A 24,023-nucleotide genomic window follows, 5' to 3' on the forward strand; every position below is an offset into this window, starting at 1 on the left:
ATAGATTTTTGAAGGCGCCGAAGGTGGCTGTCAGCTGCGGTTTTTGAAGCGCCAGCTGTCGTTGCCCGTCTCGACGATATCGCAGTGGTGGGTGACGCGGTCGAGCAGCGCCGTGGTCATCTTGGGATCGCCGAACACGGTCGGCCATTCGCCGAAGGCGAGGTTCGTGGTGATGATGACGCTGGTCCGCTCATAAAGCTTGCTGATGAGGTGGAACAGCAACTGCCCTCCCGAGCGGGCGAACGGCAGATAACCGAGCTCGTCGAGAACGATCAGGTCGAGCCGCGACAGCTGCGCCGCCAGGGTCCCGCCTTTGCCGATCCGGGTCTCCTCTTCGAGGCGTGTCACCAGATCGACGGTGTTGAAGTAGCGGGCGCGAGCGCCCCTTCGCACGACATTGGCGGTGATCGCGATGGCGAGGTGGGTCTTGCCTGTCCCCGTGCCGCCGACCAGCACGATATTGCGGCGAGGCGGGAGGAAGGAGCCATCGTGAAGGGAGCGGATCATCTCCTCATTGATCGGTGTGCCCTCGAAGCTGAACCGCTCCAGGTCCTTCACCACGGGCAGCCTCGCAGCCGTCATCCGATAGCGGATGGAGGCTGCATCCCGGTGGGTCGCCTCAGCACGGAGCAGGTCGGTCAGTATCTCCATGGTGGTGCGCTTGCGCTGGAGGCCGGTGGTGACCGCCTCGTCGAACGCCGCCGCCATGCCCTTGAGTCCGAGGCCGCGCATCGTGTCGATCATATCATGCCGCTGCATCATAGCCTCGCAGCAGATCATAGCGGGCACAGTCGGCGAGCGGAGGATGCTGCAGCATCCGGTCTTCCGAAGTGACGATGCTGTGGGGTGTCGCCGGCTCGCGGCGCCGGGAGAGGATGTTGAGGATCAGCTCGTCGCTGGCCGTTCCGTTCGCCAACGCTTCGCGCACGGCAGCCTCTACCGGCTCCAGGCCATCGGTGAGCACCGCCGAGAGGACCCGCACGAACCTGCGATCGGCCTCGTCCCCGGTGCCGAGCCTTCGCCGTAATCGGTGCAGGGCGGGCGGCAGATCCCAGTCCTGGAACGGTGCGCCGTTACGCAGCGCGCCGGGCTTGTGCGCGAGGACCGGCAGATAATGCCAGGGATCGTATATCGTGCGGTTCCGACCGAAGTGGCGCTCATGCTCCCCGACGATCGCATCGCCGCAGCGTATGACGATGCGATCGGCATAGGAGCGCACCTGAACGGTCCGGCGTGCGGCCGTCGACATGACCGAGTAGCGGTTGCGATCGAAGCTGATGAGGCAGGTGCCGGTGACGGCATGCTCGCTCTCATGGAAGCCGTCGAACGGTGCCAGGATCGGCTGCAGGGCCGGTCGCTCCATATCCAGCGCCTCGGCGACGGTAATATCCCCGCGTTCGGGATGGGCATGATGCTCGGCCCAGCGCCGGCACTCGGCCTCCAGCCACCCGTTGAGCTCGGCCAGGCTGGCGAACCGGAGCCGCGGCTGGAAGAAGCGGCCTCGGATTGTCTGGACCTGCTGCTCGACCTGGCCCTTCTCCCATCCCGCCGCCGGCGAGCAGGCGGTCGGCTCGACCATGTAATGATCGGTCATGATCAGGAAGCGGCGGTTGAACACACGCTCCTTGCCGGTGAACACGGCCGTCACCGCCGTCTTCATATTATCGTAGATACCGCGTCGCGGCACACCGCCGAAGAACGCGAACGCCCGGGCATGGGCATCGAACAGCATCTCCTGGCCCTCGCGCGGATAGGCCCGGACATAGGGTGCGCGCGAGTCGCAGAGACGCATATGCGCCACCTTCACCCGCATCGGCTTGCCGGCGATCTCCACATCCTCGTGGCTCCAGTCGAACTGGTAGGCCTCACCCGGCTGGAAGGTCATCGGGATGAACGCCGGTGCGCCTTCGCCAGCATCCTTCCGCCGCGCAGCACGCCAGCGCGCCGCATAGCGGCGCACCGCATCATAGGATCCATCGAACCCCTCGCGCACCAGCAGGTCATGGATACGCGTCATCCGTAGCCGATCGCGGCGGCCGCGACCTTCGTTCTCCTCAAGCAGCGCATCGAGACGATCCTGATAAGGACCGATCCGCGGCAGCGGCTGGACTTTGCGCTGATAGTTGAACGCCGCCTCCGGCGACCGGATCGCTTTGCGGACGACCTTCCGCGACAAACGAAGGTCACGAGCGATCGCCTTGATCGCCTTACCCGCTGCATGCTCACGCCGAATCCGAACCACTGTCTCCACGATCAACATCCCGTTCTCGCCAACTGATCAAAACCAGTCGGCCGACTAAATCCCCGGGATGAAGGGGTCCTTTTTGCACGCCGATCACCCCACGAAGGGGGTGCCTATTGCACGCTGATCCTCAGATCCTGCGCACATCGAATGAAAATGGGTCCCGATTGAGCGTTTCGAGAGTCCGCGATCCCTGGAAAAGGCCGCAGTCGATAAGCACAGTACTCCCTCCATAGTGCAGTTCCATGCACGAGCCGGTGACTGTCCCTGCAGCGCCGTGGAAGGTGATCTTGGGCTCGTTACTCATCGGCTCACTCTGCTCCTGCTTGGTCTGCAACAGTCCGACCCTTAGACACCCCTATAACTCGAGCTATGCGAGATATCCCGTAGTGGGCCGCGTCAACTGGCATTGCCGTACTGGCCGAGCACATCGCGCTGACCGCGACGTCGTCGATCCTCGATCACATCCGCGAATATGGGCCGGTTGAATTGGGGATATTGCGGATAGACCGGAATGCGGCCGGCCCGCTCAATGGCAGAATGACGAACATTGCCACCCTGACGCTGAACCCCACGATCGACGTCGCCTACGAAGTCGATCGCATGTTCCACACGCGCAAGATGCGGACAAAATCCGAGTTTTACAGCCCAGGCGGTGGCGGCATCAACGTCGCCCGGGTCTTCGTCCGCCTCGGCGGCAATGCTCGAAACTATTATATGGCGGGTGGCGCAACGGGCGATGCGCTCGACGGCCTGCTCGACCTTCATCAGCTTGTTCGCAATCGCATCACCATCGCGGGCCACACCCGCGTTGCATCTGCCGTGCTGGAGATCGAAAGCGGCAAGGAATTCCGCTTCGTCCCGCCCGGCCCGACAATCCAGCCTGTCGAATGGCAGGCGTGTCTTGCCCAGCTTGAAAACGCGCAGTGCAAATTCATGGTCCTAAGCGGTTCGCTACCCCGGGGTATGCCCGGTGACTTCTACGGTCAGGTCGCGGCGCTGATGCACCGACGCAATATCCCGGTTGTGCTCGACAGTTCAGGGCCCGGTCTCAAGGGTGGCCTTCAGGAAGGCCGCATCTTTCTCGTAAAACCCAGCATCGGCGAGTTGCGGCAATTCACCGGCCAGAAACTCGCGACACCCGACGAGATCGCCAATGCCGCAATGGAAATCGTTCGATCGGGACAAGCCGCGCATGTCGCCGTGACCATGGGCCATGACGGCGCAATCCTTGCCACTGCCACCGGACAGCTTTTTCTGCCGGCCGCCTCCATAGAGGCGAAAAGTGCGGTTGGCGCCGGTGACAGTTTCCTCTCCGCCATGCTCTTTGCGATCTCGATCGGCTGGGATACGGCCGAAGCGTTCCGCTTCGGAATTGCTGCTGGCGCTGCCGCCGTGATGAGCCCGGGTCACGATCTCGCCAGACCAGACAATATCCAGCACCTATACCAGCAGGTTACGCCAATACCCTGAGTGTTGCGGCAAATCGGCCATCTGAGATTCATCGCGCCCGAATCATGCGCAAGCTCGACGCTAGTTCGATCGCGAGCCTGGTTGCGACGGCGATAGCGCTAGGCGGCGCGCAACAGACCCTGGTGCGTAGAATCCCGCATTGCTGGAAAAAGGCCGGTCGGTCAGTCAACCTCTTACGCCAAAGAGACTGAATGATGACCGACAATACTCCCAACGGGGCGAACATGAACGTCCGCGCGCCCTTCCCGATTGCTCATCCAGAGGCGGCGAGGATACTGCTTTTTCTGCCGCACATGCAGGCCGCCATAATCACGGCCGCTCTGGAGCAGCAGCAGGCCCCTCAAATCTAGCAAAGGATCCATCCTTTATGAATATTAGCACGACCGGCCTCGATTCGGCTAAAAATTGCTTTTCAAGCTCACGCGATCAGAAAAGTTGTCGTCCGCAAGACGCTAAGACAACCGCAGATGCGTCCCTTCTTCGAGAAGTTTCCGCCTAGTCTGGTCGGAGCGGAAGCCTGCGACTGGACGAAGATCTGCGCCGGCGAGGAGGAGAAACCCGTGTATGTCGGACCCCGCCTGCTTGAAGCGCTATCCCGTCTCAACATGGCATCGTCGACCGAGGCACTGCGCGACGGACTGGCTGATGCCGCCAGGCAAATGGGCTTTCCCTATATCGCGCTGGTCCAACACGGCGGTCTGCCGCGGCTGGTCGAGTGCTCGATGGTGGTCACCAACTATCCGGCGAAGTTCGTCCAATCCTACATCGCAAACCACTATTATGTTATCGACCCGGTCTATGAAGTGAGCCAGCTTCTCGATCGGCCGTTCGGCTGGGAGGAGATCAGCAACGTCGTCGAGCTTGCCGATCACCAGCATGCCCTTTTCAAGGAAGCGGGGCGCTACGGGATCGTTCACGGCGTCACCGTGCCGCTACACATCCCGAGCGAGTCCTACGCGTCATGCACCTTCGCCCGCCCGGAACCGATCGAGATCACGCCATCGCTGATGACCACGCTCCAGATCATCGCCGGCTTCGCGTTCAGGGCGGGCCTCTATCTCCATCACGCCATGCACGACCGCAATGTTCCCCGGCTTACGCGCCGCGAGGCAGAATGCACGGCGCTGATCGCGCTCGGCAAGACCGATTGGGAGATCGGCCAGATCCTCGGGATCGCCCAAACCACGGTTCGGTATTTCATAACGAGAGCGAAGCAACGCTACGGCGTCTTCAGGCGCTCGGAGCTGGTCGCGCGCGCGATCATCGATGCTCAGGTCATCCGTGATGGCCAGGACAGGGATAGCAAGGTGCCCGAGAGCGCCGACGACAAGCCGGAGCGTGGATAGCTCACATCGCGTTGCGGGAGCGGACGATGCGCCAGATACGGCTTGGACCATTTTGCGGCGAGCAGCGCGGAAGGGTGGAGGTTGGTTGAGGCGGTGGAGTAGAATCGGAAAGGTGGTGAGTGGGGAAGCGCGTTAACGCCCCCAAGCGCCCCGGTGCTCTTTCAAAGCGTACACTGCTTGACGAACGGCAGCGGAAGGGTGTACCAATTGAAGCTGTACGAGTGGAGGCACACAATGCCGCGAGCAGTAGTGGAAGACAACAGACGCATGAGCCTGCGGATTCGGCCGGAGCAAAAGGCTTTGCTTGCCCGGGCGGCTGCGCTCAAGCATACCGATCTCACGACCTTTGTCACACGTTCGGCGCTGCGCGAGGCCGAGAACGTGATCGAAGAGTCGGAGCGGACGAAACTGAGCGAGAGAGACAGCCTGCTCGTTCTTGATCTGCTCGAGAACCCGCCGCCGGTGAATGCGAAACTGCGCGCTGCCATCGCCGCGATGCCGAAGTTGGCATGACGCTTCCTTCATGGCACGAGGAAGCGATTTCGAAAGCGCATGACCGGACTTCATTCGACTGCGGCGACAATGATCTGAACGTCTACTTGCAGCGTTATGCGCGGCAAAGCCACGAGGCAGGCGGGGCGAAGACGTTCCTCGCCATCGACGACACCGACAGCAAGACGGTTCTCGGCTTTTACAGCATCGCTCCGGGCAGCATGGATCATGCGGATACGCCAGAACTGGCGAGGCGAGGACTCGCCAGGCATGAGGTGCCGGGCTTCCGGCTCGCGCGGCTAGCAACGGATCTGCGTGTGCAGGGGCAAGGGCTCGGGGGTCAGCTCCTGGGCGCGATCGGGCGCAGATGCATTCGCGTCGCGACCGAGGTCGGCGGGGTTATGCTGATCATCGACGCCAAAAACGAGCGCGCCGCGGACTGGTATGCCGGCTACGGCGCTATTCCGCTGCACGACAAACCGCTGACGCTCATATTGCCCTTTGCGACACTCGAACGTGAATTGAGAGCTGCAGGCCAGTTCTAGGCGTTCAGGGCGCGATGCGCCGTGCAATGTCGTTTGTCTTCGACGTGAGCTCCACACCGGGGTCACTCGCGCGACCATATCCACATCGGAACCCGAAGGCTGAGGCGCGCTCCAGATCGGCTTGCAGAGAACAGAATCAGCGGGGTCAAACCAGTGTTCCAGTGCGATTTGCCGCACGAAACCGGCTATGAATGATGGAACAATGACAAGATCTCTGCTATAGTCGGCTGCGAGGAACTATCGATGAATACCGCAGCCGACATGCCCCCAACCGATCCTGCAGCGCCGCGGCTGAGGCTAGCCGATTGGCTGTGGCGTCCGTGGTATGCAAAGGCGTGGTGGGCCACGATCCCGGTCTGGTGGATCGGCATGGCGGCGTCCACGAAGATCGCGCCGCTGGAGGCCTTCTACGACAGCGCGCCTGCCGGTTTTCTCAATGTGCTTTTCTTCCCGATGACTGCGCTCCTGGCGCTGGGTGTCGGTTACGCGCAGGATTGGCTGACGGCATTTGCGCCGCAGGGCGAGGGCGATCCTATATCCGATGAGGCGCGGGCTAGAATTGCCCGTCTGTGGGAAGAGCATGATCGCGCTATGGAAGATATCCGAGCCGGCAGCGATATCCACGATCCGCGCTCCGGGGCGCTATACATCGGCAATCCGATAAGCCCTAACAATGGCGCTCGTATCAGCGTTTTTTGAAGCTGCTGTCGCCATCGCCCGGGCTGCCCTCGATGTCCGTGGAGAATCTCCCGCCCTTCAGAACCGCGTTCTGTTCAACCGATGTGAGAGGGCCAGTAACGTCGAATGTCGCGCGCCCGGAATCCGCGTCCTGAAGGTAGCGGTTACGCATGCCATCCGGGCCAAGGATGCGATCTGACAGTTCGCGGGAGAAGGTTGCAGCCGGATCGCTGGACCGGGCCGCGGCACGTTCGGCGGCAGCAATTGCCTCTCGAACGTCGTAGTTCACGATATCCAGGCTCGACTGAGCATTCTCCGTTGAAATGCCAACATCACGGCTCTCGAACCCCAGACTTCCGCCGACACGTCCCGAGGTGGAACGGCCCTTCTGGGTGGTCGGCGTTTGGCTCGATTGCTGTCCCTTGCCGGCCGGTTGTCCGCGGCCGCCAATAGCTTCGGATTCCTGAGAGTCGATACTCCCTCCGACATGAGCACCGACAGACGTACCAATCGTGACCTGATCCTGCGCCGAGCGCGACAGCCCCCGCTGCCATCCGGTCTGCGCGATGATCGCCTGGACGTCCCTGGTGAGCGTATCTGCTACCTGCGGATTGAGCCGCCAGTTGCCGTGCCGGTCCATCTCGAACCCGCCGCGCAGCCAGTTCTGCATCATGGCCTGGCCCTGTTCGCCGCTGCTCAGGAAATGCTCGATCGTGTCGGGCCCGGCCTGTTTGCCCGCCTCGAAACGCGTACTGGTGTCGTTGCGCGCCGACTGTTGGAACCCGACCGAGCTCGATACCAGCACATCGTTGTCGGCGAACGAAAATCGCGCACGCCCGCCATTGGCGATCGCACCGAGCTGGCTCTCGTTGATCAGACCACCGCGCCACATCTGCGCTGCGGTCTCCGGCGTCAGATTGAGGCTCAGGTCACCATTTTGCGCCATGGCGATCTGGCGCTTGGACATCTGCACGCCATGCTCGCCCAGCAGTTGCTGCATGCGGGTCAGGCGCTCATTGTCGACAATGCGGGTCAGGCGCTCGTTGCGCGCGCGATCGGCAATTCCTTCCGCGCCGCCTTCGGCCATATCGACCTGATTGCCGGCACCCTGCGACAATGTGCGAATGAAGCTATCGAGGTGGGCCGCCTGCCGCACCGACATGCCCGCAGCCGCCGCACCCTCGGCAAAGCCGGCATTGTCGGCCTGTCGACGCTGCTCGCCGATCCGAGCCGCAGAGCGCGTTCCATCATGGCCGACCTCGCGCTGCGCATCGAGCTTGCCCGACCGCTCGGCGAAGTCGTAGCCCGCCGCCTCGCGTGTGCGCCCGTAGACGCTGGTGCCTTCCCGGGCAGCCTCGGCCGTCGCGCCGTCGGCGGTGCCGACCTGCACAGCGGCATTGTAGGTTTCGAGCGCGCGCATCACCTGCGCTTCGTTGCGGCCAGTTGCGCGGGAGAGCTGGGAAATGGCGGTGGAGCGGGCTTCGCCCGAGAGGGCGTTGATGAAGGCGATCCGACGGGAGGTTTCCTGCACGCCGAGGCCGAGCATCGATGCGGCATTACGCTGCCCCTCATTGCTGCCGGTGCGGTGTGCCTGCTCGGTCGCGACATTGCCGCGCTCGATCCGCGTCACATTGTCGCCCGCGAAATCGCGCCGTCCTTCCATCGCGCCGACCTGGACCTGAGCGGCGGTGAGGTCGTTCCGCAGCATCTGCTCCTGGTCGAAGGTGTTGGCAATCAGCTTGGCGAAGGTTGGATCGGCCGATGCCTGCGCGATCACCGTCGAAGCTTTCAGTACCGCGTCCTTCTGGTCGTAGCCGTTCCGCTCGAAATGCCGCTGTGCGCCGGACAACATCATGTCATAGGCGCGCGTATCGCCGAACGCCTTCCACTGGACCATCCGTTGCGTAAAGGCGGCAAAGGCACCTTCGCCCGCCTGTCCCTGGCCGAAATATCCCGTGCCCAGCGCGCGCAGCGCATCCTTCTCCGCGAAATTATGGATCGCCGTCGTCGCGGCATTGTCGCGCACTGCGCGAACGGTCGCTGGATCGGTCAGACTACGGCCAGTGAGCGCTGGCGATAACCCGCCCAGTTCTCGTGCGCTATCGAGCCCACCCATGCCGAATGCGGCCGTGCCGTTCGCCCCGCCGCCGTGCTCGCCGAGGACCCGGCTTGCGGCGCCGAATGCCCGGTTCGCGCCGAAGGTCGAGCGCTCCCCGAAGTCGCCGAAGTTCGACGCCGCACCGCGCCGCGCCATGGTGCCCGCCGCCGTCGCCTGCGCCTCGAGCGCGCCCGCATAGCCCTCGCTTGTGGCGAGCGGCGCGGCGGCGGCCGTGCCCTGTCCCTGGACACCGAGGGCGCCGCTGGTGAACGAGGTGAACACGTTGCCCGAAAAACGGAACACGGTGAACACGAAGGCGCCCGCAAGTCCCGCCGCAGCCGTGCGGAAGCTCCCGAAGATGGCGAGCGCCTTCATCGCGGAGGAGGGCGCGAGCATCCATGCGTTGGCCGCGACATTGTTCGCGCGCATCTCGGCCAGCACGTCGGTCGCGCGGCCCAAGGTGAGTTGATGGATGCCGGCGTCGATCACGCCCCAAAGCGCGACGAACACGAAAAGACCGAGCGCGAACGACGCGACGCGCAGGTTGATCGGGGTGAGGATGAACAGGAGCGCGATCGGCATCATGAATAACATGATTCCGAAGACCGTGGCCCGGATGGTCGGCATCCATTCGTTGGCGGTCGACATGGTGGCGAGGCCGGAGGAGACGACGGCGCGATTGGCCATGACGCGCGCGGCGGTTGCCGGACTGTCCTCGAACAGCACGTCTCCCACCGTACTGCCGAGCATGACATTGGTCAGGAACTGCTGGAGCGACTGGGGTGTGTCCATCATCATCTGGCCGAGTTCGCCGATGTTGGATCGGCAACGCTGTAGCTGGGTCGCGTTGGTGATATCGTAGCCGGTGCGTGTGCAGACCTGCGCGACGTAATTGTCGAACAGCGCGGGCTCGGAGAGGCGCGTCGAGATATGCTCCCAGGTTTCGGTGCAGCTGACCGTCGTGCCGCCCTTGTCGGTGGACGTGAACACCGTGCTGAATGTCGCGGGACCCGCCATACCCGCGAAGGCGGCGGGCAGATCGGTGGCGGTGCGGAACAGCATATCATCGTCAACGCCATAGGCGGGCGAGACGCGCGCGACCGGATAGCATTGCCGGACATAGTCCTTGATCGTGCTATCTAGGAAGGTGTCGGTCATCGGACCGCGCGGGGACGCGGCATTGAGAAACAGATCGAACGTGTGGCCGCCCGCGCCGAACTCGAGCTTGGCGTGCGGATCGGTCGTATTGTCGTCGATGACCTCGGCCAGCGCGCGCTCCATCATATTGGTCACGCCCGCGACCAGCACGATCAGGTTCGGCACGTCGCCGACCGGCTGATAGGCGTTGCGGACGCGGTCATAGACATGGACCGTGCCCGTGGTCGCCACCATGCCGACGAACAGCCCGACGCCGATCAGCATCTGAAAACCGAACCCGACCAGCCCCATGCCCTGACCGCGGATGCCGGCGAGCAGGACACCGAGGCCGATGCCGACCACCGCGACGATCAGTACCAGTGTCTCGTAGCGCGGATCGCCGAAGATCATCGAGACCAGGCGGAAGGCGTCCACAGTCTCGGCAAAGCCGTCATAAGTATGGAAGCTGGTATCGATCGCCAGCGCGGGTGTGGCCACGAAAAGCGCGATCAGGACGGACAGGGCGCGGAGAATGCGGATCATGGCGTGGCCCTAGCTCAGCGGTTGCGGTTGGCGGCGGCGCCGGCGGCATCACGCGCATCGCGGTCGCGCTGGCGAACCACCCCGGCATAGTTGGCCGAGAGATTCGCCGACTCAAGCGCTGCCATATAGGACTGACGCATCTGCGCGCGCTGGCGCAGCACTTCGTCGCGCAGTCCGCTCAATTGCTCGATTCCCTTGCTGAGGATGCGCGTCTGGCAGACCTTGGCATTTCCGGGATCGCTGGCCCCTGCCGCCGTCGCGCCGCGTTCGGCATTGGACACCGCGAAGTCGATGCTGCGCGTGAGGTCGTTGAGCATCTGATAGGCGAGCGTCAGGGCGACCAGTTCATCGGTGTCACCGATCACGCTCTCGACCATGCCCTGCCGCACGCCCCATTCCAGCAGGCGATAGACCGGCAATGTACGGACATTGGCGACGAACTGGCGTTCCTCGGGCGTCAGAGCAGCCCGGGTGCGGATTTTGACCGCAATTGACTCCATCCGTCCGCGCGAAAGGATCAGTGCGCCCTTGCCGCTGCCGTCCACGGAACAATCAGTCGAGGTTGGCGGCACGGCGATGGCTCGGGTCTGGACCTTGCCCGTTAGAAAATCGTCCACGCTCTCGGTATCCTGCCGTGGACAGGCCGGGATCGCGCTAAACAGAGGCACGCGATCGGTGGCGTCCCAGCGCATATAGACGTCGCCGACGCGCGCGCGCATAACGCCGGCCCATTCGGATGCTCCGACCCGCGCGGCGGCGTGGGCGAGCAGCGAGCCGGTCTTGAAGATGTCGGTGACCTCGGCGGGGCAGTTTTCGAGCGCGTCCTTCAAATCCTCGGTCGGATTGCCCTGATTGGCCTGGATTTTCTCACGGCTCTGCTGATAGCTTTTCGAGAAACCTTCGCGCACCGACTTATAGCCGGTCATCTCCTCGATGATGCCGGACATGTTGTCGTCACCCTTGGCGATCTGCACCATGCGGTTGGCGAGACGGCAGTCGTTGACCTGGATCGAGTTCAGGAAGTTGGTCGCGGCCTCCATCTTCGAGATGATGTTGCCCATCTTTTCATCAAGGGTTTCGAGTAGATATTGAAAAGCAACGGCGGGCGCGGCCTGCAGGATGCTTTCGAGCTTTTGCACGAGGTAGTCCGGATCGAGGAAACTCATTCCCCCCAGGAACATGTCGATTCCGCCGCAGCCCGCCCTGATCTTCGGCAGCGTGACGCTCATCAGATAGTCGTTATGGACGTCGACCCGGCCCGACATGCCGCCCGCGGTGATGTAGCCGCGAGTCTGATCCTCGAAGCTGCCGGGGCTGGTGTAAGTAACATTGTCGAACCAGCTCTCGGCCCAGCTTTGCGCGGACGCGGGGGAAGCGAAGCCGCAGACCGCCAGCAGCGGCAGGGCAAGCAAGGTCAGACGACAACGAGCGGAGGCCATGGCAGACAACTTTCCTGGAAGTGGGCGAGGACGTGGCTCCCCATGTCAATTCCTCGCCCGGTTGGGGACGGGGCGTGGCGATGCGGCCACGATCCCGGTGAATTTCGACATGCCGCGCACGCCGACGGTGGGCTTCACCCCGGTCAGCATCTTGGCGGCAAGGTAGAGGTTGCGCGCCAGGTTCGGCTCGTGGTCGGTTCCGATCGCAACCGGAATGATGCGATTGGGATCGGAGACCGGGCGCACCCAGGCGACGGGATGCCCCACCCAGGGCAGACCGAGTCGCCCGGAGCGCAGCATCGCCTCCTGGCTACCGATCGTGCGCACCTTCCAACCATAGCGTTGCCCGAGGGCACCGAGTCTGTTCCAGAGATCGGCACAGGGCACGCAACCCGGCGCCGTGCTCATCTCGACGATGAAGGCCGGTCCCTGGCCCTTCATGGTTTCCGCGAAATCGGGCGGCCAGTTGCGTGTCACCGGCACGCGGGCGAGCCATTGTCGCATCCCGGCCTCGGTTGCGACGGGATGGATCGCCGCGCGCATCGCCTGCTCGCGGGTGACAGGCTGTGCGGACGCCGGGGAAGCGCCCGCAAGGAACACGGCCAGCGTGCAGGCCAGGTGCCGCTTCACCGCTGCGGCTCCAGGCTCGCGCCGACAAGATCGCCGCCAAGCGCGCGGGGATCGGTTGCGGACACCGGCCCGGCCGAGAGGGCATCGAAAAAGCCGTCCTCTTCGCCGGCCCCGGTCAGGAACTGTTCGGGCCGGATATCACCCGCAAGCAGCCGCACCGCCTGATAGGCCGTCTGGATGAGATTGGGATAAGCCTCGACCCCGCTCGCGATCACCATGCGCTGCTGGCTGTTGCGCCTGATCACCATCGTCGTCGGCGTGATCTCGACCCCGAACCGCTGGGCCAGCTCGGGCCTGCGCTCGATGTCAATCAGCGTGACCTGCCAGCCCATCTCCTCCTGGAAGCGCTGGACGATCGGCCACTGGACGCGGCAATAGCCGCAAGTCGAACGCGAGAACATGACCAGTGCGAACTCGTTGGCCCGGCCGCGCAGATACTGGCGACGGACCTGATCCTTTTGCGCGGAAAGCTGGTCGCGGGCCTCGCCGACCATCGGATTGGCGGACTTGGCGTTGAGTTCGGGATTTTGGAGCATGGCGATCTGGGTGACTCCCGCGAAGGCGCGCGCCTTGCGCCTCGCGAAATCCTGCAACCGCCAGAAATCCGCCACGGCATCGACCGTCAGTACGGTCGCAGCATAGTCGCGTTGCTGCTCGATCAGATTCCTGATCTTCGGTGGTGTCCATGTCGCCAGCTCCGCCATCGGCGGGATCGCCGGCTTCATCAGCGCATCTGGATCGGCTTCATCATCCGCAGGGCCGGGCGGGGCCTGATACCACCAATAGCCGGTGCGCTGGTCGGCGGCTTGTGCAGGGGCCGGCATGGCAGGCACGAGCGCCGCCGCGAGCAGGAGGGCCGCCCGGCTCACAGCAGTTTCTCCATGCGTTGGAGTTGTCCGATTTCGACCGGACCATAGTAACGGCTGTCGAATCCGCTCGCGTGCGGTGATCCGACATAGATTGTTCCGGGCAGGATGAGACCGTTGTCGGGTTGCCAATGATCGAGACGCTGACCGTCGTGACCGAAGGGCTTGCTGACGCCAAGCAGCCTGCCGTTGCAGTAATACCAGCCATCCCATTCGCCATAGGTCATGGACGGCTTCTCGATCAGCGAGATGCGGTCCCCTGGGAGGCACATGGCATATTTGGTGACAGCAACCGGCTTGGGGCCGGCGAGCGGGTGCGACAAGGTGAACGAGACGAGATCGTCCCGGCCGATCGGTCCCGGCGCCTTGCGGACGAGCCACGCGTCGATCGACGGGCTCATGACGATCGTCGCCTGCGGGATCGCCCACCAGGTGAAGAGGCCGACCGGCAACACGATGCCAAAGGCCTTCCACAGTTGCTTCGGGCGCGGAGGCTGGCCGAGCCCCGAACTGCCGAGCGCCACCGCCGCCTTCAGCGGCAGCGCCTTCAATTCGACGAAGCCGGCTTTAGCGGCCCTGAAGGCGAGCCTGAGCATCGCTGACCTCCTTCTTTCCGCCGAGGCGGGCATATTCTTCGAGAAGTCCGGAAAGCGCCGCGTCGCCATAGACGACATGGGCCGCGCGCGGGCTGTCATCCTCGCGCTCGCAATAGGGCAGGGCGGGATCGCCCGGCACCATGGCGAGCGCTGGAACGCGGGTGACACTGTGCTGACGGAAGATCAGTGGATCGACGATCAACTGCACGTCGCGCATCGCGCAGGCCGGGCCTTCGCAGCCGGGATCATGGCGCAGGATCTCGGCCGAGAGCTTCGCCATCGGGGCGACCTTCGTGAGTCCGCCCGGCATTCCGCGAAAGGCGAGCACGCCGCCGACCCGTTCAAGTTGCCCTGCGTAGGTCCGCAGCGTTGTCACCGGCATGGACGAGGACACGAACAGCACCGGCACCCAGCCTTTGGCGCTCGGCGGCGCGGTGATGCCGACGACCGCCTCCATGTCGGGCGCTTCGAGGCCGAGAGCTTGGCCAAGGCGAAGTGCCATTGCTTCGCGTTCGGCCGCCATAGCCTCCTTGGCCTTGTCCATGGCTGTACGCGCGCGGGCGTCCATCGCAGGGGACGGGGCACGCTTGCGCAGGCCTTCAAAGGCGCGGCGGCGGGATTCTTCCGATGGCGTCGGCAGTGACGTCGGACCGCGCGTTTCCGCTTCCTGCTTTCGGGCGGCCGTGGCGCGTTCGAGCCGGTCGAGTGCGGCCTCACCTTGCGCTGCTGCCCCATCACGCGCATTGTCCGGGCGAGGGTTGTCCTGCGCCAGAGCGGAAGCGGAGACGAGCATCGCCATCGCGGCGGCGAGAGGCCGCACGCTACTGGCCGATGGCCTGCATATGGGCATCGATCTTGTCCTTCATGTCGATCTGGATGTCGGCCTGGGCGCGGGCCTCGATCTCGGAATAATATTCGGAAAGGTCCATTTTGGAGAAATCCAGCGCCTGGAACTCTTCCGGGGTGAAGCCGCGGCAATAGGGGTTCTTCGGCGTGCCCCAGCCGACGCTGTTGAACGATTTGAGCTGCGGGCGGCCCTGTTCCTGGATGATGCGGCCAAGCTTGGTGTTGAAGCAGCAATGGCCGCGCGACCGCTGGACGCAGACGCCGAGAATGCGCGAGGAGCAGTAGCGCCCGACCTCGTGGCACATGCCCGATCCCCGGAGCATGCCCACTTCCATGTCTTGCTGGTCACAGCCCGAGAGCAGAAAATCCATCATGAAGTTGATCGCGAGGCTGATCGCGATCGAGGTCGGATCGATGCCGGCGATGATGGCGTTCGCGCCTGATGTCGCGGCCTGACCAGCGGTCGCTCCGGCCCGGAAGGCTGTGTAGGCGGCGCTCATGCCGGTATAGACGCCTTTGGCCACGGCGATCTTGGTCTGGATCGATGAGATGGACGAGCCCATCCCGTCCTTGACGATCTTGCCCTTGTCCTTGCAGCAATTCTGGAATGTGGTGCGCAGCCCCGCCGGGCGGCAGCGCACCGCGCGCCCTGCGAAGATCTCGATATTGCCGAGACAATGCCCCTCTGCATCGACCACGCCGTCGGCGGGCGCGCCGGGATCGTCGATGACCGGATCGTCCTCGATTCCAGCGCCGTCGCTCCCCGTGCACGCATGGGGCGAGCACATCGGCGTTCCGCCGCCCGCCGGGGTCAGACATTGATGCTGCGATCCCAGCGGGCAGCTATATTCGCCCTGCGCATCGGCGACGCACATCACCTGCTGGACCGGGCAGAGCCAGGCGTCGTCGGCCATGGCCGAGCAGCTCACGACCTCGCCGGGATCGCCGGCATCGCCATTGCCGTCGAGGTCGACCGCGCAGACAGGTTGCTGCGCCTGCGCCGGAGCGAACTGACCGGCGAGTAGAAACCCGCAGATGGCGAGCGCGATCAGGGCAACCTGCGTCGGCCAGAGGAGAGGACGCCAGATCATCGCACTTCTCCGGTGCAGACGAGATCGGCGCCGCCGAGACGGACAGTCTGCATCATCACGACTGCTTCGGGAAAATCGTCGAGACAGCCGCAGGCCGAGACGATCTCTTCGCCCGGACCGGCGGGGCAGATGTCACCGCCCGCGCTGCCGGTCTTGCAAGCGTAGTAGAATGTGTCCCAACCCGTGGGCGCGTTCTGTTTGGAGCTGACGACGCCATCCAATGCCACGCCGTCATTAGCCTTGGGCGCGCGTGTCTTGCAGACCGGCTCGCAGGCCGGGACCGTACCGCGATCGGGTAGCGCGAAGGGACGCGACGACGTCGTATAGCCGTCATCGGCGGTCTTCACCCGGTCGGCGAGCAGCGCCTCGGTCGAATGGTCGATGATATAGGCGCCGCGGCTGAGATCGGGCGGCGTCGGCGAGCCGAGATCGACGGCGCATTTGTAGCGGCGCTCGCGCTTGAAGAAATCGCGGGTCAGCCGGATCGTGCAGATCCCATTGCCGAACAGGCGCGTTTGCGGTAGCGGCGTGAGGCCGGTGCCGACGCCGTTCCTGACGGTCTGCACGCCGTCGACGGTCTCGCCATCGAGGCGGCAGGCGGAATCGGCGGCATAGCCCGAGCAGAGATCGACGAGGCGTTCGGAGACACCGCAGCTCGCATCGACCCGGACCTCGATATCGACCCAGCCCCAACGGCCGTCACCGCCGCCGCGCACGCGCACGCCGAGCGCCGCCGTTCCAGCGCGGAACCGTTCGGTGAGATCGATCGGCGTCAGGTTGACCGTTTCGGCATCGACGTTGCAGTCGCCCGAAGGCAGGGCGTCGCCCAGCCACGGCCGCTTGCCGGCATAGCCGACGACCTCGCCGTTGACGCGTGATTGCAGCCAGTCATTGGCGTCTTGCCGGACGATGCGGGCAGAGACGAGGCCGTCTGGCCTCAGAACCTGGAACGTCGCCGTGAATATGGGCGGTGCGGCCGAGCAATTGCCGTTGCCGCCAATCCGGTAGCGCCGGCAGTCGGTTCCGCAGCTCGTGACCGACTGGACTTGTCCGGAAACGCTGATGATGTCGTCATAGATCGCCGGCGCCAGCGTCACTTCCCGCTCGATCGTGCAGAGCCTCACCTGATCCGCCTTGCCGACGCCAGCGGGCGAGGCCTTGAGCGCCTGGAAGATGCTGCTCGAAGTCGACGCCGCAGAGGCGTCACCCTGGATCGCGGTCGGATTGGCGCGATAGGCGGTCTGGGGCAGCGACGGATTGGGCGTGCAGGCGGTGCTTTGCGCGCCGGTATAGCGGATCACCGGGCCGTCGATCGCGGCCTGCGCGACGCCGACGCGCGGATCGGCGGTGGTGAGCGCGCCGATCACCCCGCCACCCAGGTCCTTCAGCACCGAGGCCATATTGCCCCAGACCAGGTTCGCGCCGCAGCTGTTGTTGATGCAGTAGCAGCCGGCGAGATCGGTCAACCCGACCTCGGTGAGCTTGAGGTCGCCGCTCGAGGCGACATCCCATTTGAACGTCTTGCACTGGTTCCAGGTGCCGGGCTGGCAGGAAACAATGCCGTTGGCGCAGATGCCGGACACCGGCACGGGCAAGGTCAATGTCTGGTCGACGCTGCCGTCGAGATCCTTGTCGCGCGAAATGCGGAGCGTCCCGATGTCCCCCGTTCCGGCAGGCTGCGCGAGCAGTTCGAGCAGCGTCGCCGCCTTCTGGCACGCGATATTCGGGTTGAACGTCTTGCTGTTGTCGACGGTCGTGATCGGCTGCCCGGCAAGGCCCGGCGTCAGATAGTTCTCCTGGATCGCATCGCTGTCGGACGTCTTCGCGCGCGAGGCCTCGGCGGCGGCGCGGGCGCGATCCTCGACTGTCTGCGCCGAGGCCGACATTGGTAGAGTGGCGGTCGCCGCCAGCAGGAGGAGACAGCGCACTTTCATGGCTGCCTCGCCCGCGTGCCGCGTGAACCGCGCCGGAACCGGAACACGTCTCCCGCGCGGAATGCGCTGGATCCGGGCGAGAGTATCCGGAAGACGGCCTGGCCCTCGAAGGTGGTCAGCGCGGCCGCCACCGGCGCGGCATGAGGGGGGCCTGCCGCCCACGATGGGGGGCATTCGGCCGCGCTGACCATAGGTGGAGCGACGGCGGCAGGGGGCACCGCCGCCGCTCCGTCCGCGCGCCCGCTCACGGTGGGGAGCCTTCCGTGACGAGCGGGACAACCGCCCGTGCCGGATGCGCGGGATGGGGGAAGCGACCGGCTCATGGCGTGGAAATCCCCGCGCAGCAGATCGCTTTTTCGAAGAGCATGAACTGGGCGTTGTCCTTGCCCGGCGCATGCTTGCCGCTGGTCCAGAGCGCGCCGGGCCGGCCGATGTTGACGCACTTGCCGCCCTTGACGGGCTCCATGATCTGGAGCTTGTAGCGGCTCTTGGTCCAAATCGGCTGAGCCTTGAACGAGCAGCCGTCCTCGGAATGGATGGTGAGTGCGCCCAGGCGCCCCATCATGAATGTCGTGCGCGCCGCCAGCCCGGCCCAGGCCTCGACCCGGTCGCCCATATGGATGTCGCCGGCAACCGGATAGGTCGCGCCCCACGACCCCATGCACCAGAACAGGGGATCGATGGTCTTGCCCGCGGCGGCGGCGGCGCTGTCGGCCATGCAGGCAAGGCCTGCTGCCGGATTGCCGAACAGGATGCCCTCGGGCTGGATGATCGCGCCGAGCGTGCCCGACTGCCAGGTCGGCAGAACCTCGGTGATCATCGCGACATCGAAGCCGTCATCCTCGATGCACGGCAGGTCGGTGAACATGTCGAGCATCTTCCAGACCGGCGCGATGTAGTAATGCGCCTGCGCAAACAGCTTGGTGGTGTTGGTCCCGTCGGAGATCGACGACTGGCTGCCCTGGAGCTTGCCGCCGGTCGGCAGGAGGTCGACGCCGAGCGCCGTCATGCAGCCGGGCTCGGTGACGACGTCAACCATGCGGTTGGGTGTCCAGAAGCTGACCTTGACCCCGAACCAGAAGGTCGCGCCCTTGCGGCAGGCGCAGAGCGGCTTGGACGCCGACTGCGCGTCGAGCGCCTTGTCGAGCTTGTCGTAGCTGCCGACGCGCACGCCGCCGATGGTGATCGGGAAGATGCAATTCCACCTGACCTTGGTGATCGGATTGAACACCGTGTCCGAAGGGCATTTGGAAGCATGCGCGGGCGTGGTGGGCGCGAGCAGCGACAGCAGGATCGCGGCGGCTCCGACGCGCAGAGCGGATGCAAGGCGGGTCATTGGCCTCGCCCTCCCTTGGCTGACAGGTTGACTTCGGTGAGTTCGAGCTTTTGTCCGACCTGCCGCACAATGACGGGCGCGACCGTGAGGCCGAGCCGGTCCTTCACTCGTTCCTCGAGCATGAACAGCGCGCGGCTGTGGCGTTCGCCGAGCGACAGGGCATCGTCTTTTGGATCGCCGCCGCCGGTCAGGACGATCCAGTCGGTAAGCGTCGCCGTCTTCAGCGCCCAGGCGAGATCGCGGGGGTGAACGATGACGAGGCGCTGCGGCAGCGAGACATAGGTCAGCGGGTTGAAGGTGAAGCCCTTGGGATAGAGCAGCTTGCCGTCGGGCAGACGGATTTCCTGGTCGAGCGTGTAGAAAGGCACGACATGGCGCACACGATTCTCGCGCGCGGTGGCGAGAGTCGCACCCTTGAGCGCGCTCCATGCCGAACGCGGGCCGAACTTCGCCCTGATATCGGGCGGCTGCTGCGCGGCGCGGGCCTCGATCTCGGCCATCGCGTCGGGCTCGGCGATCGGCCAGGTGCGGCCGATGGTCGAGGTGTCGGCACGGGCGGACGACGCGATCAGCACCGCGCGGGCCAGGAGCCCGGCGATCGTCGCGGACTGGAAGGCGACGATGGGCCAGCGCTGGCGGGTGCGATCATCGGCCACGGCGGCGCTCCCTCCACGGCACGGGCGGCGTGCGGCTTTCGCCGCAGACCGCACAGATGAACGCCGAGAGGCCGAGCACGAGGGTCAGCCAGATGAGCGCCTGGTTGCCGCCGAGGTCCGGGGCCGACCACAGCACCAGCCCCGACTGCACGATCAGCAGCAGATGCGTGCCGACCAGCAGGCGGATCGAGGACGGACAGGGCGAGGCGGAGAAGATGCCGTTCATCGCCATCTCCGTGACCTTCGCGCGGCCATCCAATCGGGAAGCCGATCGAGAATGTGCGCGACGGCGAGCGCCAGCGCCGCGCCGGCGAGCCCGGCACAGGCGATCAGGGCGGCCATGAGCGGCGCGGGAACGCTGTCCGTGGCTGCACAGCAAGCAAGGCCCGCATAGGCCAGACTGGCGATCACCGGCCCGGTGAACGCCAGCAGGAGCTTGCACCGCCGCCAGCGGATGCGCTCCATGCCCAGGATCTGGATATAGGCATCGCGGACCGCCGCGAGCAGCTGGATCCGGCCGCTCAGTTCCTCCTGGCAGCGGAGCAGGTAGGCGTGCAGCGTTTCGTCGGGCCGGCGCTGAACGGCCGCCAGGGGATTGGTGTCTTGGGGCGGGAGCGGGTCGAGGATCATCGAGGCCTCCGCAATTTCGCGAGCAACCGGCTCACGGCACCGGTCAGCGCGATCATCAGCAATCCGGTCAGGAAGCAGCCAGCGCCGACCAGCGCAGCGCTGCGCAGGACGAGTCCGGTCGGCTGCTCGAGAACCAGCCCGGCGACGAGCACCAGCGATGCGATCATCACCGTTTCGATGACGACGAGGCGGAACCGCCAGCGCAGCGCATCGGCCTCGGCGCGCTTCGCCACGCGCGCCTCGACGATCCGTTCGAGGTCATTGTCGCCGTTCTCGACGAGCCGGAGCGGCAGCTGGTCGGGGGAGGCAAAACGCCGGCTCATGACCGCGCACCCCGCTTGAATGCGACGGCGCTGTCCGTCTGGCCCGCGTTTCCGAGGACCTCGGCGGGATCGACGCCGGCAAGATCGCAGACCGCCTCGAGCGGCGATCGGCCTCGGCGCACCAGCGCCTCGAAGGCCGCGACATCTTCGGGCGCCGAGGTGTTGATCCAGTAGGAGAAGGGATCGACGACGAGGCGTGCAATGCCGAGCCCGAGCGGCGAGTCGACGAACACCTCGCTGTAGTTGGGCTTGTTATTGCGGACCGATTTCAGGAGATCGAGAACGAAACCCGAATAGTCGAGGATCTTGTTCTCGACCGCCTTGTCGTAGGTCGAGCCCTGCAGCAGGAAGCGGGTGGCGGCGTTCTCGAGGATGACCTGGCCGGTGCCGCCGAACAGCATGAGGTCGTTCATGCTCTGGAGGACAATGCCGAAACTGCCGCGATATTTGCGGGCGCGGCGATACCCCTGGGAAAATGCCTCGGCGAGCCGTGACAGATCCTGCCCGTCGCTGCGCGTCATGAACTGCGCGGCTTCATCGCAGAGCACGAAGCGGGGCCGGTCACGCGCCGACAGGTAGAGTTCCTGGGTGACGGCGTTGACCACGACCATGATCACGACGTTGAACAGGTCGGGCATGGCCTTCAGGCGCTCGAGTTCGAGCACGACGAATTCGTCGCTCGAAATGTCGAAGGTCGAAGGCCCGTTGAAATAGTGGCCGTAAGCCCCGTCCGAACCGAAATCGCGCAGGTTGAAGGCGAGCTCGCGCGCGGTCGGCACCAGATGGTCCACGCGGTCGAGATCGGAGGCGGTGTTGGCGGGATAGGCTCCCAGCCATTCGCGCACCGCGTCGATCCCGGCTTCGGCCCGCCCGCTGTCGATCGCCCATTGCACCGCGGACTTGAGCAGGTTCCATTCCGAGGTGGTGACGCCCTTGCGGGTCGCGGCATTGGCCATTTCCGCGACGATCGACACGGCCATGCTGATCGCGGATTCGCGATCGTCGCCGTCGAGGGCCAAGCCCAGATCGAAGGGATTGAGGACGAGATGCTCTTCGCCGAGGTCGATGTAGCGGCCCGAGCAGAGCGAGCAGAGCTTGCGGTAGGAGCCCCCGATGTCGATGATGCGGATGAGCGCGTTCTGCGCGAAATATTGCTGGCAGAGGTTGTTGAGCAGGAAGCTCTTGCCCGCGCCGGACTCGGCCGAGACGATGAAGTTGTAATTGTTGATCCGAGGATCGAAGAGGTCGAGCGTGATAAGCTGACCCTTGCGGCCCGTGTAGAGCAGCGCCGGCCGGCCGCCGCCCCGGAAATCGGTCTGGATCGGCGACATCAGCACGCCCGCGCGCACCGGCACGCGGAAATCGCGCTGAAGCATGCGGACCGTGCGGCGCTCGGGATAGAGACCGAACGGCAGGCTCGCGGCGAGCAGGATCGGATTGAGGTAGCTTTCCTCCTGCACCATCCAGGGCAGCGGCTCGCTCTCCCAGAGGCGTTTGGCGCGCGCCGCCATCTCGCGGGCCTGGTGACGATCGCGGCCGAACACCCAGAGCGTCGGGATCACCGAGACGAAGCGGCTGTTGCCCACTTCGTCCAGGATCCACGAAATCTCCTCGATCTGCTTGCCGACCTCGACCGCGAAGCTGCCCGCGGCCTTCTGCGCCGAGAGGATCTGCGCGCGCTTGTGGATCTCGAATTGCGAATGGTCGAACAACACGTTCAGGGTGAAGAGGAACGGCCCGCCGATCTGGTCGCTGTCCTCGGCCGAGCCGCGCATGCCGCCGGTCAGGCGATTGGCGCGCTCGGCGGTAATCCGCTTGGGCGGCGACTTGGGGGTCAGGCAGCGCGCCACCTGGTTGCCGAGAAACACTTCCGGTCCGTCGAAAAGCAGCGCCGGTCCCGCGTCGATAATCTGGCGGCGCAAGGGGACATCGGCGGTCTGGGTGAACACGCCGGGCGCGGCGGCATGGACGCCGTTGAAGATGCGGCGATAGAAACTAACGATCTCGCCCGCCCCCATCGGCCGGATACCGAGCTTGGATAATTGCTCCTCGATCTGCCGGCGCAGATCGCTGTCCATCGGCGCCCTGGCCTTGACCGAGAGGAAAGTGCGGAAATTGCGGACCGGGATGCCGTGGAGCGCTTTCAGCCCCATGGTTCCCGCCTGGAGATAGTCGAAGGTCCGCCGCGCCGATGCCTGGATCAGCGGATCGGGGCGCGTCTTGAGATCGAGAAAGGCATCGAGAGCGCCTTCGACCAGCGGATCGGCGAAGCTCTGAAGCTGGAGGATCGTCCCTTCGGGAAAGTTGACATTGAGGAGCCCCAGCAACGCCTCATGCACATGCGCGAACAAATAGGCGGTGGGAACCAGCTCCCAGGCGTAGCCCCAGCCATCGTCGATGGTGAGGAAGGCCTGCTCTTCCTCGACCCAGGCGGCGAGCGGCAGATAGTCGGAATAGCTGTCGCGCTCGACGCTGCGGCGCAGCCGCGCGAGCGTCATGCCCGATTGGTAGCTGGTCATGGCCGCGGTCCCGTGTCGTTCTGGCCGTCGTCGGCACGATCCCTGACCTGTTCGAGCACGTTCGCGCGCGATGCCGGAGATACGGGCGTGACCAGATAGTCGCCCACAACCCATTGCGGGCGCTCGACCAAAGAATAGACATAGCGCGGCATGTAGAGCCGGTCGGGCCGCTGCCGATCGGCATAGGGCAGGATCAGGGTGCGTACCGTGCGCGGGGGCTTCAGCATCGGCGTGACTGGCTGCTCGATCAGGCCCTGCAGTTCGCGATATACGGAGTCACGATAGCCCGCGAACGCGCCCGACCCTGTCTTTGCGGTGCCTGCCTTGCCGGAACCGCGCGCGGGCTTGCCGTCCTTCAGCAGCTTCCTGTCGTTGGTGACGGCCGGATCGGACTTCGACGCCACGCCAGCCACGGCGTCGGCATAGGCCTTGTCGGGATGGATGCACTGGCCATGATCGTCGTTCTTGCAGCTGAACTTCTCGCTGTAGGGCGACATCACCGATCCCAGCGTCGCGCAGCCGCCGAGCAAGGGAAGCGTGAGGATCAATGCAGCGGCCCGGATCGCGCGGCCTCGCGGACGATGAAACATGGGACGTACTCCC

At 64.8% G+C, this 24,023-nt stretch carries 23 protein-coding genes; 6 read left to right on the plus strand and 17 right to left on the minus strand.

Annotated elements, in window-relative coordinates; translation table 11 throughout:
- Nucleotides 1-30 precede the first annotated feature (30 nt).
- The gene (gene istB / locus ACGGKE_RS02785) at nucleotides 31-759 is read right to left on the minus strand and encodes an IS21-like element helper ATPase IstB (RefSeq protein ID WP_031304487.1); all 729 of its coding nucleotides are present in this window, start codon (nucleotides 757-759) and stop codon (nucleotides 31-33) included.
- Nucleotides 746-2,260 carry an IS21 family transposase gene (gene istA, locus ACGGKE_RS02790; protein WP_021238707.1) on the minus strand — a complete coding sequence of 505 codons (1,515 nt, stop codon included), beginning with the start codon at nucleotides 2,258-2,260 and terminating at the stop codon, nucleotides 746-748. The genes istB and istA overlap by 14 nt, the downstream gene beginning before the upstream one ends.
- Before the next feature lie 522 nt (nucleotides 2,261-2,782).
- Here istA and ACGGKE_RS02795 point away from each other — a divergent pair.
- The 6 genes from ACGGKE_RS02795 (at nucleotide 2,783) to ACGGKE_RS02820 (ending at nucleotide 6,797) form a co-directional block, all read left to right on the plus strand.
- Nucleotides 2,783-3,715: a 1-phosphofructokinase family hexose kinase gene (locus ACGGKE_RS02795; protein ID WP_048578303.1), complete on the plus strand. Its 933-nt coding sequence runs from the start codon at nucleotides 2,783-2,785 to the stop codon at nucleotides 3,713-3,715.
- A 191-nt stretch (nucleotides 3,716-3,906) separates the two neighbouring features.
- Nucleotides 3,907-4,065: a hypothetical protein gene (locus ACGGKE_RS02800; protein WP_158500997.1), complete on the plus strand. Its 159-nt coding sequence runs from the start codon at nucleotides 3,907-3,909 to the stop codon at nucleotides 4,063-4,065.
- A 117-nt stretch (nucleotides 4,066-4,182) separates the two neighbouring features.
- Nucleotides 4,183-5,061, plus strand: coding sequence for a LuxR family transcriptional regulator (locus tag ACGGKE_RS02805; protein ID WP_202408155.1), 879 nt, complete (start codon nucleotides 4,183-4,185; stop codon nucleotides 5,059-5,061).
- Nucleotides 5,062-5,328: 267 nt separating this feature from the next.
- Nucleotides 5,329-5,574 carry a DUF1778 domain-containing protein gene (locus ACGGKE_RS02810; protein ID WP_237449632.1) on the plus strand — a complete coding sequence of 82 codons (246 nt, stop codon included), beginning with the start codon at nucleotides 5,329-5,331 and terminating at the stop codon, nucleotides 5,572-5,574.
- Entirely contained in the window at nucleotides 5,571-6,098 is a 528-nt protein-coding gene (locus ACGGKE_RS02815) for a hypothetical protein (protein ID WP_048577672.1), read from the plus strand. The genes ACGGKE_RS02810 and ACGGKE_RS02815 overlap by 4 nt, the downstream gene beginning before the upstream one ends.
- Before the next feature lie 243 nt (nucleotides 6,099-6,341).
- The gene (locus tag ACGGKE_RS02820) at nucleotides 6,342-6,797 is read left to right on the plus strand and encodes a hypothetical protein (RefSeq protein ID WP_048577673.1); all 456 of its coding nucleotides are present in this window, start codon (nucleotides 6,342-6,344) and stop codon (nucleotides 6,795-6,797) included.
- On the opposite strand, the gene ACGGKE_RS02825 is transcribed toward ACGGKE_RS02820, so the two are convergent.
- From ACGGKE_RS02825 to ACGGKE_RS02895, 15 genes are all read right to left on the minus strand, one after another.
- Entirely contained in the window at nucleotides 6,784-10,554 is a 3,771-nt protein-coding gene (locus ACGGKE_RS02825) for a conjugal transfer protein TraG N-terminal domain-containing protein (protein ID WP_048577674.1), read from the minus strand. The two genes, ACGGKE_RS02820 and ACGGKE_RS02825, sit on opposite strands and share 14 nt — an antisense overlap.
- A gap of 14 nt (nucleotides 10,555-10,568) precedes the next feature.
- Nucleotides 10,569-11,993 (minus strand): conjugal transfer protein TraH, encoded by a 1,425-nt coding sequence (locus tag ACGGKE_RS02830; RefSeq protein WP_048577675.1) that lies wholly within the window; start codon nucleotides 11,991-11,993, stop codon nucleotides 10,569-10,571.
- Between the two features lie 45 nt (nucleotides 11,994-12,038).
- Nucleotides 12,039-12,536, minus strand: a complete 498-nt coding sequence (locus tag ACGGKE_RS02835; protein WP_373886193.1) for a hypothetical protein — start codon at nucleotides 12,534-12,536, stop codon at nucleotides 12,039-12,041.
- 83 nt (nucleotides 12,537-12,619) lie between these two features.
- Nucleotides 12,620-13,492: a conjugal transfer protein TraF gene (locus tag ACGGKE_RS02840; RefSeq protein ID WP_231923301.1), complete on the minus strand. Its 873-nt coding sequence runs from the start codon at nucleotides 13,490-13,492 to the stop codon at nucleotides 12,620-12,622.
- Nucleotides 13,489-14,085 carry a S26 family signal peptidase gene (locus tag ACGGKE_RS02845; RefSeq protein ID WP_048577677.1) on the minus strand — a complete coding sequence of 199 codons (597 nt, stop codon included), beginning with the start codon at nucleotides 14,083-14,085 and terminating at the stop codon, nucleotides 13,489-13,491. Before ACGGKE_RS02845 ends, ACGGKE_RS02840 begins: the two co-directional genes overlap by 4 nt.
- Nucleotides 14,057-14,935: a type-F conjugative transfer system pilin assembly protein TrbC gene (locus ACGGKE_RS02850; protein WP_048577678.1), complete on the minus strand. Its 879-nt coding sequence runs from the start codon at nucleotides 14,933-14,935 to the stop codon at nucleotides 14,057-14,059. The genes ACGGKE_RS02845 and ACGGKE_RS02850 overlap by 29 nt, the downstream gene beginning before the upstream one ends.
- Nucleotides 14,907-16,022, minus strand: a complete 1,116-nt coding sequence (gene traN / locus ACGGKE_RS02855; protein ID WP_160985500.1) for a conjugal transfer protein TraN — start codon at nucleotides 16,020-16,022, stop codon at nucleotides 14,907-14,909. The genes ACGGKE_RS02850 and traN overlap by 29 nt, the downstream gene beginning before the upstream one ends.
- Entirely contained in the window at nucleotides 16,019-17,956 is a 1,938-nt protein-coding gene (locus ACGGKE_RS02860; RefSeq protein WP_394441702.1) for a hypothetical protein, read from the minus strand. The genes traN and ACGGKE_RS02860 overlap by 4 nt, the downstream gene beginning before the upstream one ends.
- Nucleotides 17,957-18,275: 319 nt before the next feature.
- Nucleotides 18,276-19,292, minus strand: a complete 1,017-nt coding sequence (locus ACGGKE_RS02865) for a TraU family protein (RefSeq protein WP_086485618.1) — start codon at nucleotides 19,290-19,292, stop codon at nucleotides 18,276-18,278.
- Complete coding sequence (locus ACGGKE_RS02870; RefSeq protein WP_254908046.1) at nucleotides 19,289-19,948, minus strand: conjugal transfer protein TraW; 660 nt, start codon at nucleotides 19,946-19,948, stop codon at nucleotides 19,289-19,291. Before ACGGKE_RS02870 ends, ACGGKE_RS02865 begins: the two co-directional genes overlap by 4 nt.
- Nucleotides 19,938-20,174 (minus strand): hypothetical protein, encoded by a 237-nt coding sequence (locus ACGGKE_RS02875; RefSeq protein ID WP_086485949.1) that lies wholly within the window; start codon nucleotides 20,172-20,174, stop codon nucleotides 19,938-19,940. Before ACGGKE_RS02875 ends, ACGGKE_RS02870 begins: the two co-directional genes overlap by 11 nt.
- Complete coding sequence (locus tag ACGGKE_RS02880) at nucleotides 20,171-20,578, minus strand: hypothetical protein (protein WP_086485619.1); 408 nt, start codon at nucleotides 20,576-20,578, stop codon at nucleotides 20,171-20,173. Before ACGGKE_RS02880 ends, ACGGKE_RS02875 begins: the two co-directional genes overlap by 4 nt.
- On the minus strand, nucleotides 20,575-20,901 hold the full coding sequence (locus ACGGKE_RS02885) for a hypothetical protein (protein ID WP_086485620.1): 327 nt from the start codon (nucleotides 20,899-20,901) through the stop codon (nucleotides 20,575-20,577). The genes ACGGKE_RS02880 and ACGGKE_RS02885 overlap by 4 nt, the downstream gene beginning before the upstream one ends.
- Nucleotides 20,898-23,420, minus strand: coding sequence for a TraC family protein (locus ACGGKE_RS02890; RefSeq protein ID WP_086485621.1), 2,523 nt, complete (start codon nucleotides 23,418-23,420; stop codon nucleotides 20,898-20,900). The genes ACGGKE_RS02885 and ACGGKE_RS02890 overlap by 4 nt, the downstream gene beginning before the upstream one ends.
- Nucleotides 23,417-24,010 (minus strand): TraV family lipoprotein, encoded by a 594-nt coding sequence (locus tag ACGGKE_RS02895; RefSeq protein WP_086485622.1) that lies wholly within the window; start codon nucleotides 24,008-24,010, stop codon nucleotides 23,417-23,419. Before ACGGKE_RS02895 ends, ACGGKE_RS02890 begins: the two co-directional genes overlap by 4 nt.
- Nucleotides 24,011-24,023: the final 13 nt, after the last annotated feature.

The sequence above is a fragment of the Sphingobium naphthae genome, assembly GCF_043589935.1.
Taxonomy (GTDB): Bacteria; Pseudomonadota; Alphaproteobacteria; order Sphingomonadales; family Sphingomonadaceae; genus Sphingobium; species Sphingobium naphthae_A.